The organism is Streptococcus sp. FSL L8-0526 (assembly GCF_038007145.1).
Taxonomy (GTDB): domain Bacteria; phylum Bacillota; class Bacilli; order Lactobacillales; family Streptococcaceae; genus Streptococcus; species Streptococcus thermophilus.
Genome location: NZ_JBBOWP010000001.1, coordinates 33322 through 48178, shown reverse-complemented (window position 1 = coordinate 48178; position 14857 = coordinate 33322). Strand labels below are relative to the sequence as shown.

Annotated in this window: 11 protein-coding genes and 3 pseudogenes; all 14 read left to right on the top strand. The window is 40.3% G+C overall.

All coding sequences use genetic code 11. From position 1 onward, the window contains the following. Positions 1 to 113: 113 nt before the first annotated feature. Positions 114 to 1122: pseudogene (locus NSQ85_RS00230) on the top strand (peptide ABC transporter substrate-binding protein); the annotation flags it as partial. A gap of 7 nt (positions 1123 to 1129) precedes the next feature. Continuing rightward, a pseudogene (locus tag NSQ85_RS00225) lies at positions 1130 to 1348 on the top strand (ABC transporter permease subunit); the annotation flags it as partial. 10 nt (positions 1349 to 1358) lie between these two features. Further along, positions 1359 to 2389, top strand: a pseudogene (locus tag NSQ85_RS00220) (ABC transporter permease). A gap of 297 nt (positions 2390 to 2686) precedes the next feature. Beyond that, positions 2687 to 3553, top strand: a complete 867-nt coding sequence (hslO, locus tag NSQ85_RS00215) for an Hsp33 family molecular chaperone HslO (RefSeq protein WP_179974184.1) — start codon at positions 2687 to 2689, stop codon at positions 3551 to 3553. Further along, positions 3546 to 4523 (top strand): tRNA dihydrouridine synthase DusB, encoded by a 978-nt coding sequence (gene dusB / locus NSQ85_RS00210; protein ID WP_179974185.1) that lies wholly within the window; start codon positions 3546 to 3548, stop codon positions 4521 to 4523. Before hslO ends, dusB begins: the two co-directional genes overlap by 8 nt. A 226-nt stretch (positions 4524 to 4749) precedes the next feature. After that, positions 4750 to 6018: a peptidase gene (locus NSQ85_RS00205; RefSeq protein ID WP_179974186.1), complete on the top strand. Its 1269-nt coding sequence runs from the start codon at positions 4750 to 4752 to the stop codon at positions 6016 to 6018. 105 nt (positions 6019 to 6123) lie between these two features. Continuing rightward, entirely contained in the window at positions 6124 to 6567 is a 444-nt protein-coding gene (locus NSQ85_RS00200; protein WP_014607905.1) for a zinc-dependent MarR family transcriptional regulator, read from the top strand. Between the two features lies 1 nt (position 6568). After that, a complete protein-coding gene (locus tag NSQ85_RS00195) occupies positions 6569 to 7276 on the top strand; it encodes a metal ABC transporter ATP-binding protein (RefSeq protein ID WP_179974187.1) in 708 nt (235 codons plus the stop codon). Continuing rightward, positions 7269 to 8081 (top strand): metal ABC transporter permease, encoded by an 813-nt coding sequence (locus NSQ85_RS00190; protein ID WP_071417508.1) that lies wholly within the window; start codon positions 7269 to 7271, stop codon positions 8079 to 8081. The genes NSQ85_RS00195 and NSQ85_RS00190 overlap by 8 nt, the downstream gene beginning before the upstream one ends. 162 nt (positions 8082 to 8243) lie before the next feature. After that, positions 8244 to 9182 (top strand): AEC family transporter, encoded by a 939-nt coding sequence (locus tag NSQ85_RS00185; RefSeq protein ID WP_179974188.1) that lies wholly within the window; start codon positions 8244 to 8246, stop codon positions 9180 to 9182. A gap of 147 nt (positions 9183 to 9329) precedes the next feature. Further along, entirely contained in the window at positions 9330 to 11513 is a 2184-nt protein-coding gene (locus NSQ85_RS00180; protein ID WP_179974189.1) for a PTS transporter subunit IIBC, read from the top strand. 98 nt (positions 11514 to 11611) lie between these two features. Next, positions 11612 to 12427, top strand: coding sequence for an endonuclease/exonuclease/phosphatase family protein (locus NSQ85_RS00175; protein ID WP_179974190.1), 816 nt, complete (start codon positions 11612 to 11614; stop codon positions 12425 to 12427). 106 nt (positions 12428 to 12533) lie between these two features. After that, positions 12534 to 13883 carry a glucose-6-phosphate isomerase gene (locus tag NSQ85_RS00170; RefSeq protein ID WP_340780882.1) on the top strand — a complete coding sequence of 450 codons (1350 nt, stop codon included), beginning with the start codon at positions 12534 to 12536 and terminating at the stop codon, positions 13881 to 13883. A gap of 184 nt (positions 13884 to 14067) precedes the next feature. Further along, positions 14068 to 14784 (top strand): YebC/PmpR family DNA-binding transcriptional regulator, encoded by a 717-nt coding sequence (locus NSQ85_RS00165; protein ID WP_179974192.1) that lies wholly within the window; start codon positions 14068 to 14070, stop codon positions 14782 to 14784. Positions 14785 to 14857 lie beyond the last annotated feature (73 nt).

Genomic DNA, 14857 nt, shown 5'->3' with positions numbered 1-14857 from the left:
GACAAAATAACTGAATTGTCGAATTATTAAGAATTATGTCTTTACTTTAGGCTGTTTTAAGGTATAAATATACACGAAAGTAAATTTTTGATTGGAGGAGGCTTCTTATAATTATGGTTAAGAAACGTAACTTTAAGAGTATTGTAGCTGTTGGAGTAATTGCTTTCGCTTCTGCAACACTTCTTGCCGCTTGTGGCTCAAAATCAACCTCAAGTAAAGATGAAATTAACTCTGGTACACCCCTATTGAAAGATTGACCCTTGATATTTCTAAAAATTCAGATCACTAGTCAGCCTTGGCGCTTGGGAACTCAGAAAGTAACTTACTTCGTGTTGATAAAAATGGGAAGTTACAACCTGATTTGGCTAAAAAAGTTGATGTGTCAGCCGATGGTTTGACTTATACAGCGACTCTTAGAGATGGCTTTAAGTATTCAGATGGTACAAGATTACTGATGAGGACTTTGTCTATACTTGGCAACGTATGGTTGATCCTGCTACAGCTTCTGAGTATGCTTACCTCGCTTCAGATTCTCATCTTGTTAATGTTGCAGACATTATTGCTGGTAAGAAGAGCATTGATGAATTGGGTGTTAAGGCTGAGGGAAATAAAGTTATCTTTACCTTGTCAAATTCTTCTCCACAATTCAAGAGTCTTTTGTCATTCTCAAACTTTGTCCCACAACATAAGGAATTTGTAGAAAAGACTGGAAAACAATATGGAACGAAGTGTGACAAATAAATTTATTCTGGACCTTTCAAGGTTGAAAATTGGAATGGTACAAGTGGTAGCTTCAAACTTGTCAAAAATGACAATTATTGGGATGCTAAGCACGTCAAAACAAAGACAATCAATATTCAAACGGTTAAAAAACCTGATACAGCTGTCCAAATGTATAAACAAGGTCAACTTGACTTTGCAAGCATTTCAAGTACGTCAGCAATCTTTAACTCAAATAAAAAGAACAAAGATGTTGTTACAGTTCCAGAAGCAACAACAAGTTATATGACTTATAATGAAACTGGTAAAGTTAAAGGTCTAGGTAATCTTAAAATCCGTAAAGCTCTCAACCTTGCTACCGACCGTAAAGGTATTGTCGGAGCTGCGATTGATACAGGTTCAGTTCTAGATCGGTCCAATGGATGCTAATATTCTAACAGGTTCAGCACTTATAGAGCAGATTTTCTCAATTCCCGGGATTGGGCAACAGTTTGTTACTTCTATTCCAACAAAAGATTATCCTGTCATTATGGGAACCACTATCGTTTATGCCGTAATGCTTATGGTAGCTATCCTATTGACAGATATCATTACTGGTTTTGTGGATCCACGTGTCCGTATGAAGTAAGGAGAGTATCATGGAAGAAAAACAACTATTCAAACTTGTTGGTGCTGGAAATACTGAATCACAAGAAAAAATTGAAAAACCGACTCTTTCTTTTACACAAGATGTTTGGAGACGTCTGAAAAAAAATAAATTGGCGACCATATCACTTTGGTTTTTAGCAATTCTACTGGTCTTTTCAATTGGATCAAATTTCTTTGTTAATGCCAAGGATGCTAATAGTTTTAATGGTGATGAAGTTAAGACATATCGTAATTTACCACCTAAACTATCAGATAGCTTACCATTCTGGAATGGTAGTATTGTCTTTTCAGGTAATAAGGAGCCTAATGATGTATACTCTGGTCAATCGATTCCAAAAGACGATAAATTTATTTTGGGAACTGACAATCTAGGACGTAGCTTAGCGAAACGTGTGATTGTTGGTATACGTATCTCTCTCTTAATTGCCATCGTTGCTACTTTAATGATTTGATTATTGGAGTAACCTATGGTCTGGTGTCAGGTTTCTTAGGTGGGAAAATTGACCTCTTCATGCAACGTGTTATTGAGGTCATCTCATCTATCCCTAACTTGGTCATAGTAACGATGTTAGGGCTTCTCTTGGGTAGTGGTGTGTTGTCAATCATTATCTCAATTGCCATTGTCGGATGGACGTCTATGGCGTGTCAAGTCCGTAATTTGACCCTATCCTACCGAGAACGTGAATTTGTTTTAGCCTCACGCGCTTTAGGTGAAAATAAATTCAAGATAGCTTTTAAACATGTTTTGCCAAATATTTCAGGTATCATTATTGTTCAAATTATGATGACCGTTCCAAGTGCTATTATGTACGAGGCGGTTCTATCAGCTATCAACTTGGGGGTTAAGCCACCAACAGCTTCTTTAGGTTCGTTGATTACGGATGCTTCTGAGAATCTTCAATACTACCCTTATCAGGTGGTTATTCCTGCCTTTGCTCTTGTTTTTATCTCTCTTGCCTTCATTCTTTTGGGGGACGGCTTGCGTGATGCATTTGACCCTAAATCTAACAAAGAAAACTAATAGGAGCGTAATAATTTTGATAATTCAGGAAAAGTATGATCAGGGACAGTTTTCATTCATAGTCAACTCAAACGCTTGACGACTATTGACTATACTCCTTGTCAGCATCCATATTGAGTATTTGGAGAATTTATCACCTGTAATAAGGTAGAAGCATCATTTTGACAATAGGCAATTAGCAAGTTTGAGGGAAAAACTGTCCGAATTTTCATGGTAATTTGCTAGAGAGAGTGGGAGAGGAAACGCCAAGCGTTTACGACTTTTCCATCCTCTTTTTTGTGTTATAATAGAGATACTATGGATAAATTAATTAAAACAATTTCAGAATCAGGTTCTTTCCGTGCTTATGCTCTCGATAGTACTGAAACGGTCAGAACTGCACAAGAAAAACACAATACATTATCGTCATCGACAGTTGCTTTGGGGCGTACCCTTATTGCCAATCAAATCTTGGCTGCTAACCAAAAGGGTGATAGCGAAATTACAGTTAAGGTTATCGGAAACGGCTCTTTTGGTCATATCATCTCTGTAGCTGATACCAAAGGACATGTTAAGGGCTACATCCAAAATCCAGGTGTAGACATCAAGAAAACAGCGACTGGTGAAGTTTTAGTAGGTCCTTTCATGGGGCAAGGACAATTTGTCTCAATCATCGATTATGGAACTGGTAATCCTTACACGTCATCAACACCGCTTATTTCTGGTGAAATCGGTGAAGACTTTGCCTACTATTTGACAGAGTCTGAGCAAACACCATCTGCTGTTGGTCTTAATGTACTTCTTGACAAAGAGGATAAGGTCAAGGTTGCTGGTGGTTTCATGCTTCAGGTCTTACCAGGAGCTAGCGAGGAAGAAATCGCTCGTTACGAAAAACGCATCCAAGAGATGCCAGCCATTTCAACACTTTTAGAGTCTGATGACCATATTGAAGCGCTCTTGAATGCCATTTATGGGGATGAGCCTTTCAAACGCTTGTCTGAAGAGGAGCTTAGCTTTGAGTGCGATTGCTCACGTGAACGCTTTGAAAATGCCCTCTTGACGCTTGGTAAGGATGAACTTCAAGCTATGAAAGACGAGGACCATGGGGCTGAAATCGTCTGTCAATTCTGCCAAACTAAGTATGAATTTTCAGAAGCTGACTTGGAGGAACTCATCAATGACTAAACTTAATTCATCCTTTATGATTGGAAATGTAGAGATCCCTCACCGAACAGTCCTAGCTCCTATGGCAGGCGTGACCAACTCTGCCTTCCGTACTATTGCAAAAGAGTTTGGTGCTGGTCTTGTGGTGATGGAGATGATTTCTGAAAAAGGTCTCCTCTACAATAATGAGAAAACCCTCCACATGCTTCATATTGATGAGAATGAACATCCAATGTCTATCCAGCTTTTCGGTGGTGATGCTGATGGCTTGAAGCGTGCAGCTGATTTTATTCAGACCAATACTAAGGCTGATATCGTTGATATCAATATGGGTTGTCCGGTCAATAAGGTAGTCAAAAATGAAGCGGGTGCCAAGTGGCTCAAGGATCCAGATAAGATTTACCACATTGTCAAGGAAGTAACGTCAGTGCTTGATATTCCCTTAACCGTTAAGATGCGTACGGGATGGTCAGACAGTGATTTGGCTGTGGAAAACGCTCTTGCAGCTGAGTCTGCAGGTGTTTCTGCTCTTGCCATGCACGGTCGTACCCGTGAACAAATGTATACTGGTCACTGTGACCACGAGACGCTGGCTCGTGTTGCTAAAGCTATTACTAAGATTCCATTTATCGGAAATGGAGATGTTCGTAACGTTCAAGACGCTAAACTCATGATTGAAGAACTTGGCGTAGATGCCGTTATGGTGGGTCGTGCAGCCATGAATAATCCATACATCTTCACGCAAATCAATTACTTCTTCGAAACGGGAGAGGAGTTGCCAGATCTTCCGTTTGATAAGAAGCTGGACATTGCTGAAGACCACCTCAAACGTTTGGTAGACCTTAAAGGTGAGATGATTGCTGTTCGTGAATTCCGTGGTCTTGCTCCACACTATCTTCGTGGAACAGCAGGAGCAGCTAAGGTTCGTGGCGAAGTCTCACGTGCCGAGTCTGTTGCTCAGGTCAAAGAAATCTTTGCGACTTTGCGATGAAATAGAAAGAGCCCTGTTAGTATGTACTCTAACAGGGCTCTTATATAATAAATTGCTTGTAAGCTGACGAATAAAGCGATGAGACAGCTGTCTAATTCTTCAATATTCGAGTTAAGAGAAAAGAATCGATTACATATTTATGATTATTATTCTAATAATGAGGAGAGATGTAACTCAAGAGTATTAATTTATGTTTAATCTATTTCTCCCTCATCAGGAGGTTTAAATGCAGCTTTTTTTACAACACAAGCCTTATAGGGTTTTGACCCTATCCATCTTGTTAGGTATCTTTGGGACCACCTTGTTTGACTTGGTTTCGGTTCTCTATGCGGCTACCTTCCCTAATCCAGAATTGGCGGTGGGGTTGGCGAGTTTGATTACCTCGCTTCCCTATGTTTTTGATTTTATTGTGGGTTATGTCTCTGATCGAGCGTCAAATAGCTTTAAGGCCATGAAATTGGTACGCTGGTTGCAGATGAGTCTATATGTCTTTTTTGGGGTGTTAACCTTGCTTAAACCTAGTTGGTGGGTCTTCGTCTTGGTCCTAGCCATCAACTTTATGAGTGATATTATTGGTAATTACACTGCCTATCTCAATCTTTCCCTCAATCGTCGGGTGGTAGATGAGGAGAATTTTTCCTTAGCCATCTCTTTTCGTAAGGGAATGTCTAATATCGTCACCTTAGCGGGAAAGAGCGTGGGTGTCATGCTCATTGCCCTGCTGGCTCATAACTATTTCTTGTTTGCCTTGATTAATGTTTTGGTTTTCTTGGCTTCTTATCTGGTCTTGCGACGAGGGCGAAAACTTTTTGACCATCTTGATGAACCAATACCTGAGTCCAAAGAACAACAAGCAGAATCTTTAAAAGCCCTGATTTGTCAGTTTGTCAGGGACACCATAACCAATTTCACCTTTCTCAAATCCCAGTCCTCTATTTTTAATTTGGTCATGATTTACTCTAGTATGAACCTGCTCTCGTCAGCCATGGCCACCCTGTTGATGATTTATCTCTTATCGGTCAAGGAGTTGCAGTTGGGGTCTTATGCTGTGACTATCACAGTCTTTGAGTCTATCGAATTGGTTGCTTTCTTTTTAGGATCACTTTTTCCGTTCGACTTTTACCGCAAGTGGTCCATTAGGTCCAACCTGCTTTTTGAGAATAGTCTAGCATTGTTGATGATTATCAGTATCTTTGTATGGCACAATCCCATTGTCCTCTTTACCTTCCTTTTTCTTTCTTCTTATGCGACAGCCATTTCCAATCCAAAATCAGATACCATCGTCATCTTCTCCATTGTTGAAGAGCGACAGAACGCTGTCTTTAGTATCTTTTCAACCATTGTCACAGCGACTGTACCCCTGGGTGCAGCTGTGATTTTGGCCTTAAACCAGTCCTTGGGTGCTACTTGGTCATGGACTCTCTTGGCTTTCTTGGCGGTATTTAATATAGGTTATACCTGTTTTTGGAAGGAAGAGACACGGGCAGTATCTTAAACCTATTATCATTTTTAAGTCTAGCTGCGGTTGGACTTTTTATTTTTCCTTGCAAAACCTCTGTGTTTTCGATATAATTAACTGGTTAAGTAAATGGAGAAAGTAATGATAGAACTAGAAGAACAAGTAAATCAATTGATTAATCAAATTTTGCTTAAGGCTGAAAATCAGTATGAGCTCCTCATTGGTCAGTGCCGAAGTAAGGTTAAGTTGACCAACACCCAGGAGCATATTCTCATGCTTTTGTCTGAGGGGCAAAAGACCAATTCTGAGTTGGCTAAGGCTCTCAATGTCAGCCAGGCTGCTGTTACCAAGGCAGTAAAAACCTTGGTCAAAGAGGGCATGTTGGAGGGTAAGAAAGACAAGGATGATGGGCGCGTGACCTATTTCGTCTTGACACAAGAAGCTCAACCTATTGCCCAAGAGCATAAGGAACACCACCAAGAGACCCTTGGGGTTTATCGGTCTGTATTGGATCAGTTTGATCATCAAGAGCGTCAGGTTATTGGCCGTTTCTTGATAAAATTAGCAGAAAAAATAGAGGAATAAGATGCGTTATATTACAGTTGAAGGTCTGAGCTTCCAGTATGATGCGGAGCTCGTTCTGGACAATATTCACTATCATTTGGATTCTGGGGAGTTTGTGACCCTAACTGGGGAAAATGGAGCTGCCAAGTCAACGCTTATTAAGGCCACCCTAGGAATTCTCAAGCCTAAGAAGGGGATTGTGACGATTTCTGATATTAACAAAGATGGTAAGAAGCTTCGCATGGCCTATCTACCACAGCAAATTGCCAGCTTTAATGCAGGATTCCCAAGTACTGTTTATGAGTTTGTCAAATCAGGTCGCTACCCCCATAAGGGGTGGTTCCGTCGTTTGAACAAACATGACTTAGAGCATGTTCAACGTGCTCTAGAGTCTGTAGGTATGTGGGAAAATCGTTACAAGCAGATTGGACATCTCTCAGGTGGTCAAAAGCAACGTGCCGTCATTGCTCGTATTTTCGCTTCAGATCCTGATATCTTTGTTTTGGATGAGCCAACGACAGGGATGGATGCAGGGACAGCCAATACCTTTTACGAACTCATGCACCACTCTGCTCATAATCATGGCAAGTCTGTTTTGATGATTACCCATGACCCAGAGGAAGTCAAGGAGTACACAGACCGTAATATTCATCTGGTTCGTAACCAGAAATTGCCTTGGCGTTGTTTCAATATCCATGAAAAGGATGGAGAGGAGCACAAACATGATTAGTGAATTATTAGCCTATGAGTTTATGCAACGTGCTATTCTTGCCGTGATTGCTATCAGTATCTTTTCGCCAATTTTGGGGCTCTTCTTAATTCTTCGTCGTCAGAGTCTGATGAGCGATACTTTGAGTCACGTGTCCCTAGCTGGGGTGGCTGTTGGAATTTTCTTAGGACAATCAACCACTTGGATGACCCTTTTGGTTGTGGTTATTGCTGCTTTAGTTTTGGAATATCTCAGGGTCAGTTACAAGCATTATATGGAGATTTCAACAGCTATCCTCATGTCAATGGGATTGGCAGTGGCTCTTATTCTTAGTAGCAAGGCGGGTAGCAGTAGTATGAGTTTGGATAGCTATCTTTTCGGTTCTATTATCACGATTAGCTCTGAGCAGGTGCATGCTCTCTTTCTGATTGCGGCTATTGTACTGATTTTGACTCTCCTCTTTATTCGACCTATGTATCTTTTGACTTTTGACGAAGACACTGCTCATGTAGATGGCTTGCCAGTACGTCTCATGTCGCTCCTCTTCAATATTGTGACAGGGATAGCGATTGCCCTGATGATTCCAGCAGCAGGATCACTTCTGGTTTCTACCATCATGATTCTTCCAGCAGCTATTGGTATGAAAATAGGTCAGACCTTCAAGTCTGTTATTTTCTGGGCTATTGGTATTGGTTTGGTTGGAATGCTCTCTGGTATCTTTATTTCCTATTATTGGGAAACACCAGCTAGTGCGACCATTACTCTTATCTTCATCGCCTTCTTTGGTCTAGTATCAATCTTTGGGCCTCTCTTAAAAGCAGAGTAAATAATAGAAAAGGAGCTTGAGAAATCGAGCTCTTTTTGTGATATACTAAAGTGATTTTTTTAGATTTGAGTTTAAAATAACGGTAGATTTCTAGTCAGAAAAAATCAGTCAGATTCTGCTATTGTCTGTCATAAATCGTAGCAAAAACAAAAAGGAGGAAATATGGAAATCTTTTTAACAAGTATATCTGGAATTCTAGTCATCTTGGGTATGATTTTAGTGGGCTTCGTCATGGGGGAAAAAGGCTGGTTTGATGACAAGTCGCGTGGCCTAATCGCTAAGATGGTCACCCAAATTGCCTTGCCCTGCTATATGCTTTATACCATCACGCAGCGTTTCACAGCAGCAGACCTGCTTAAGATGTTGCCAGAATTACGTTTTCCTGCTCTGTCTATGGTGATTTTGTTTGGAATTGCAACAGCAGTGGCTAGGATTTTTGCAGTCAGAAAGGATCATCGTGGACTCTTTATTTCCATGTTTTTTAATTCTAATACGATCTTCGTGGGACTACCAATCAACCAAGCTCTTTTTGGCGATGCTAGTATTCCCTATGTTCTGATCTATTACATGTGTAATACGACTTTTTTCTGGACCTTGGGGACCTATCTCATCCAGCGAGATGGTGAAGGAGAAGCTGAGTTTGATTTAAAAACTAGTTTAAATAAGATTTTCTCTCCCCCTCTTATGGGTTTTATCATAGGTCTTATTATCGTTATTCTTCATATTCAGTTACCGACATTTTTAACCAGTGATTTGCAGTATTTAGGTAGTTTAACAACTCCTTTATCTATGATTTTTATCGGTTTGTCAGTGTCTAATGCAGGAGTGAAGCAGTTGGTTCTGAAAAAAGACCAGGTATTAATTCTGCTAGGACGCTTTGTGGTTGCCCCGGTTTTGATGGCTGCCATCATTTATTGGTCCCCCTTACCAACTTTGATGAAGCAAGTTTTTATCATCCAGTCGGCTATGCCTGTCATGACCAATGCACCTGTGGTTGCTAAACTCTACGGAGCTGATAGTGATTACGCTGCTATCATGGTGACTGAGACTACCCTCGCGACCATGATCGTTATCCCAATTCTCATGGTTTTGATGGCCTAATAAATGTCTGAGCCATCCAGTTTTTGCTGGCGGCCTTTTTTGTAAAAAAACAAAAAAGTTTAAGAAAACGCTTTATAAATTACCAAAAGGTGCTATAATGATTACATAAGCATGCAAACGCTTGCATAGGATATAGGAGAAAATGAAATGAATAAGCTAAAAGAAAAATTTGGCTTTGATTTCTGGCAAAAGTTTGGAAAGGCCCTCATGGTTGTTATCGCGGTTATGCCAGCAGCAGGTCTTATGATCTCTATCGGTAAAACGATTGCCATGATTAATCCAAACGTGGCACCACTTGTTATTACAGGTGGATTTCTTGAGCAAATTGGTTGGGGGGTTATCGGTAACCTTCACATCTTGTTTGCCCTTGCCATTGGTGGTAGTTGGGCTAAAGAACGTGCAGGAGGTGCTTTTGCAGCAGGTCTTGCATTTATCTTGATTAACCGCTTGACTGGTTCAATCTTTGGTGTTACTTCAGATATTCTTGCTGATAAGGGTGCTACAGTTCACACACTTCTTGGTCAATCAATCAAGGTGTCTGACTACTTCATCAGTGTTTTGGAAGCACCAGCCCTTAACATGGGTGTATTTGTAGGTATCATCTCTGGTTTCATCGGAGCTACTGCTTACAACAAATACTATAACTTCCGTAAATTGCCAGAAGCTCTATCATTCTTCAATGGTAAACGTTTCGTACCATTCGTAGTTATTCTTCGTTCAGCTATTGCAGCCATCGTTCTTGCTATTGTATGGCCAGTTATTCAATCTGGAATTAACGGTTTTGGTATGTGGATTGCCAGCTCGAAAGAAAATGCTCCAATTTTGGCACCGTTCTTGTTCGGTACATTGGAACGTCTTCTATTGCCGTTTGGTCTCCACCACATGTTGACTATTCCAATTAACTACACTCAATTGGGTGGTACTTATGAAGTGTTGACTGGTGCTGCAAAAGGTACTAAAGTTTTGGGTCAAGATCCACTCTGGCTCGCATGGGTTACTGACCTTGCTAACCTTAAAGGTGCGCATCCAGATCAATATAAACACCTTCTTGAAGCCTATACACCAGCTCGTTTCAAAGTTGGTCAAATGATTGGTTCCTTTGGTATCTTGATGGGTATGGTGGTAGCTATCTATCGTAACGTTGATGATGATAAGAAACATCAGTATAAAGGTATGTTGACTGCAACTGCGCTTGCAACATTCTTGACAGGTGTAACAGAGCCTATCGAGTACATGTTCATGTTCGTAGCTACTCCACTTTACATCATTTACGCATTTGTACAAGGTGCTGCCTTTGCAATGGCTGACATCGTTAACCTCCGTGTTCACTCATTCGGTTTTATCGAATTTTTGACACGTACACCTCTCGCTATTAACGCTGGTTTGGCGATGGATATCATTAACTTCATTTGGGTAACTGTACTTTTTGGTGTTATCATGTTCTTCATTGCAAACTTCATGATTAAGAAATTTGATTACGCAACACCAGGACGTAATGGTAACTACGAACAAAATGACGATTCTTCAGAATCTGCTGGATCAGCAGGTGCTGGAACAAGTTCAGCAAGCTCACAAGTTATCAACATCATCAACCTTCTTGGTGGACGTGCTAACATTGTCGATGTTGACGCATGTATGACTCGTCTCCGTGTTACTGTTAGAAACGCTGAAAAAGTCGGAACTGAAGAACAATGGAAAGCTGAAGGTGCTATGGGTCTTGTTATTAAAGGCCAAGGTGTCCAAGCTATCTACGGTCCTAAAGCTGACATCTTGAAATCTGATATCCAAGACATACTTGATTCAGGTGAAGTTATCCCTGAAACACTTCCAAGTCAAGTGACTGCTGTTCAAAAAGAAGGAGCTCAATTCAAAGGTGTGACTGAAGTTGTTTACTCAGTTGCAGACGGTCAAGTTATCAACATTGAAGATGTAAAAGATCCAGTATTTTCACAAAAAATGATGGGTGATGGTTTCGCTGTAGAACCAGAAAACGGTAAGATTGTTTCTCCAGTAGCTGGTAAAGTTTCAAGCATCTTCCCAACTAAACATGCTCTTGGTTTGGTATCAGATAATGGACTTGAAGTTTTGGTTCACATAGGACTTGATACTGTTAGTCTTGATGGTAAACCTTTTGAGGTTAAAGTTACTGAAGGACAAACTGTTGCTGCTGGTGATCTCTTAGTGGAAGCAGATCTTGCAGCTATCCGTGAAGCTGGACGTGAAACTTCAATAGTAGTTGTCTTCACTAATACAGACGCGATTAAATCAGTTGAAGTAGAACATACAGGAAAATTAGCAGCTAATGCTCCAGTTGCAAAAGTAGAACTTTGATTTGTTAAATAATAATCAAGCAGACAGCCCAGGGGCTGTCTTGTTTGTAAAAGACCTTGTTGTCATTTCTATATGTAAGTCAGATAAAGGATAAGATTATGAAATTTCTAACCTTAAATACCCATAGTTGGATGGAAAAAGATGCAGAAGGAAAATTTCAAATCCTAAAGGAACAAATCCTTAAGGCTCAATATGATATCATTTGTTTCCAAGAAGTTAATCAGGAAATAGAGACGGCAGCTGTAGAAACGGATGTTTACTATCATGGGCTACCATCAGCAACATCAATCCACCAAGATCACTTTGTCCGTTTGCTTGTGGAAAAATTAGCTGAAGAGGACCTTCAATATCATTGGACGTGGGCTTATAATCACATTGGTTATGACCACCTTAATGAAGGTGTTGCTGTCTTGTCACGTCAACCATTGACAGCTAGCGAAATTTTAGTTTCAGATGTTGATGATCCAACAGACTATCATACACGCCGTGTGGCAGTGGCTGAGACGACTGTAGATGGCCGAGAAGTTGCTGTTGCTAGTGTCCATCTTTCATGGTGGGATAAAGGTTTCCAAGAAGAGTGGGCACGCATTGAGGAACGTTTTCAATCTATTGGCAAACCTCTTATTCTAGCAGGGGACTTTAATAACCCAGTAGGTCGAGAAGGTTACCAAGCAATATTAGCCAGTCCGCTCAAACTTCAGGATAGCTTCCAAGTGGCTCAAGAAACAAATGGAAGCTATACAGTTGGACCTGGTATCGATGGTTGGAAAGGTAATGAAGAACCTTTACGTATTGACTATGTTTTTGTAAGCCAAGAGTGGGCAGTAAATCGCCTTAGTGTCATTTTTGATGGGAACAATTTACCTCTAGTAAGTGATCATTATGGCCTTGAAGCAGACCTTGCATTTAAATAGTAACTGTAACCTATCGTGATGACCTAATGAGGGTAAAAAACATTGTCAAAAGATAAATAAAAGAGTAAACTAGAAGCTGTAATTGAATTTTTATAAGGAGAGACTAATGGCTCATATTACATTTAACTATTCAAAAGTTTTGGATAAATTTGTAGCACCACACGAAGTAGATAACCTTCAAGCACAAGTAACAGTAGCAGACGAAATGATCCGCAAAGGAACAGGCCCAGGTGCTGACTTCCTTGGATGGCGTGACCTTCCAGAGAACTACGATCGTGAAGAGTTTGATCGTATTTTGAAAGCTGCTGAAAAAATTAAAGAAGAAAGCGACGTTTTGGTTGTTATCGGTATCGGTGGTTCTTACCTTGGTGCCAAAGCAGCTATTGACTTCTTGAACAATCACTTTGCTAACCTTCAAACAAAAGAAGAACGTAAAGCACCACAAATCCTTTATGCTGGGAACTCTATTTCATCAACTTACCTCGCTGACTTGCTTGAGTATGTTGAAGGTAAAGATTTCTCAGTTAACGTTATCTCTAAATCAGGAACAACAACTGAACCAGCTATCGCTTTCCGTGTGTTCAAGGAACTTCTTGTTAAGAAATACGGTCAAGAAGAAGCTAACAAACGTATCTACGCAACAACTGACCGCCAAAAAGGTGCTGTTAAGGTTGAAGCAGACGCTAACGGTTGGGAAACATTTGTTGTTCCAGATGATATTGGTGGACGCTTCTCAGTATTGACAGCTGTAGGTCTATTGCCAATTGCAGCTTCAGGGGCTGATATCAAAGCCCTCATGGAGGGTGCTAACGCTGCACGTAAAGAGTACTCTTCATCTAAAATCTCTGAAAATGAAGCTTACCAATACGCTGCAATTCGTAACATCCTTTACCGTAAAGGTTACACAACTGAAATCTTGGCAAATTACGAACCATCACTTCAATACTTCGCTGAGTGGTGGAAACAATTGGCTGGTGAGTCAGAAGGTAAAGACCAAAGAGGTATCTTCCCAACTTCAGCAAACTTCTCAACTGACTTGCACTCTCTTGGCCAATTTATCCAAGAAGGTACACGTAATCTATTTGAAACTGTTGTTCGTGTAGACAAACCACGTAAAAACGTTGTTATTCCTGAATTGGCTGAAGACCTTGATGGACTTGGTTACCTCCAAGGCAAAGATGTTGACTTTGTTAACAAGAAAGCAACAGACGGTGTTCTTCTTGCTCATACAGATGGTGGCGTGCCTAACATGTTCATTACTATCCCTGAACAAGATGCCTTTACATTGGGTTATATCATCTACTTCTTTGAGCTTGCTATCGCACTTTCAGGATACTTGAATGCTGTTAATCCATTTAACCAACCAGGTGTAGAAGCTTACAAAAAAAATATGTTTGCCCTTCTTGGTAAACCAGGATTTGAAGAACTTGGAGCAGAACTTAACGCTCGCTTGTAATTCTTAGATAAGATCAGCTTTGGCTGGTCTTTTTTTCTGTTATTAGCACTTCCACTTTATTTCAATTTTACTAACGGCAGTCAAAGTGCTATAATGTAAGGGATTGTGAATTTAGCGGGTTCTGCTATTTTCAAAAAGAAAAAAATAAGAGATGTTATAACATCTCTTAGAAGAGGTGAATCGAATGGGACGTAAATGGGCTAACATTGTTGCTAAGAAAACTGCTAAAGATGGTGCTAACTCAAAGGTTTACGCTAAGTTTGGTGTTGAAATCTATGTAGCTGCTAAACAAGGTGAACCAGATCCAGAGTCAAACTCAGCTTTGAAATTTGTTTTGGAACGTGCTAAACAAGCGCAAGTGCCAAAACATGTTATTGATAAGGCTATTGATAAGGCTAAAGGTAACACAGATGAAACTTTCGTTGAGGGGCGTTATGAGGGATTTGGACCTAACGGTTCTATGATCATTGTAGATACTTTGACTTCAAACGTTAACCGTACAGCTGCAAATGTACGTACTGCATTTGGTAAAAATGGTGGTAATATGGGTGCTTCAGGTTCAGCATCATACATGTTTGATAAAAAAGGTGTCATTGTATTTGCTGGCGAAGACGTAGATGCTATCTTTGAGCAATTGCTTGAAGCAGATGTAGACGTTGAAGATGTAGGAGCAGAAGATGGAACAATCACTGTTTACACAGAACCAACTGACCTTCACAAGGCGTTGGAAGCTCTCCGTGTTAACGGTCAGGAAGAGTTCCAAGTGACAGAACTTGAAATGATTCCACAAACTGAGGTTACTCTTGAAGGTGAAGACCTTGAGACTTTCAAAAGACTTATTGATGCTCTTGAAGCGGATGATGATGTTCAAAAGGTTTATCACAACGTAGCAGATATGTAATCTCATTAAACATTTTCTGTCTTGTAGAAAGTGTTTTTCTGTGGTCTGGTTAAGGATTTACCTTGCTTGTCCT

What these genes read in the sequence shown, in the direction of transcription:
- hslO (WP_179974184.1), top strand. Translation starts at nt 2,687, where the DNA reads ATGGATAAATTAATTAAAACAATTTCAGAATCAGGTTCTTTCCGTGCT.
- dusB (WP_179974185.1), top strand. Translation starts at nt 3,546, where the DNA reads ATGACTAAACTTAATTCATCCTTTATGATTGGAAATGTAGAGATCCCT.
- NSQ85_RS00205 (WP_179974186.1), top strand. Translation starts at nt 4,750, where the DNA reads ATGCAGCTTTTTTTACAACACAAGCCTTATAGGGTTTTGACCCTATCC.
- NSQ85_RS00200 (WP_014607905.1), top strand. Translation starts at nt 6,124, where the DNA reads ATGATAGAACTAGAAGAACAAGTAAATCAATTGATTAATCAAATTTTG.
- NSQ85_RS00195 (WP_179974187.1), top strand. Translation starts at nt 6,569, where the DNA reads ATGCGTTATATTACAGTTGAAGGTCTGAGCTTCCAGTATGATGCGGAG.
- NSQ85_RS00190 (WP_071417508.1), top strand. Translation starts at nt 7,269, where the DNA reads ATGATTAGTGAATTATTAGCCTATGAGTTTATGCAACGTGCTATTCTT.
- NSQ85_RS00185 (WP_179974188.1), top strand. Translation starts at nt 8,244, where the DNA reads ATGGAAATCTTTTTAACAAGTATATCTGGAATTCTAGTCATCTTGGGT.
- NSQ85_RS00180 (WP_179974189.1), top strand. Translation starts at nt 9,330, where the DNA reads ATGAATAAGCTAAAAGAAAAATTTGGCTTTGATTTCTGGCAAAAGTTT.
- NSQ85_RS00175 (WP_179974190.1), top strand. Translation starts at nt 11,612, where the DNA reads ATGAAATTTCTAACCTTAAATACCCATAGTTGGATGGAAAAAGATGCA.
- NSQ85_RS00170 (WP_340780882.1), top strand. Translation starts at nt 12,534, where the DNA reads ATGGCTCATATTACATTTAACTATTCAAAAGTTTTGGATAAATTTGTA.
- NSQ85_RS00165 (WP_179974192.1), top strand. Translation starts at nt 14,068, where the DNA reads ATGGGACGTAAATGGGCTAACATTGTTGCTAAGAAAACTGCTAAAGAT.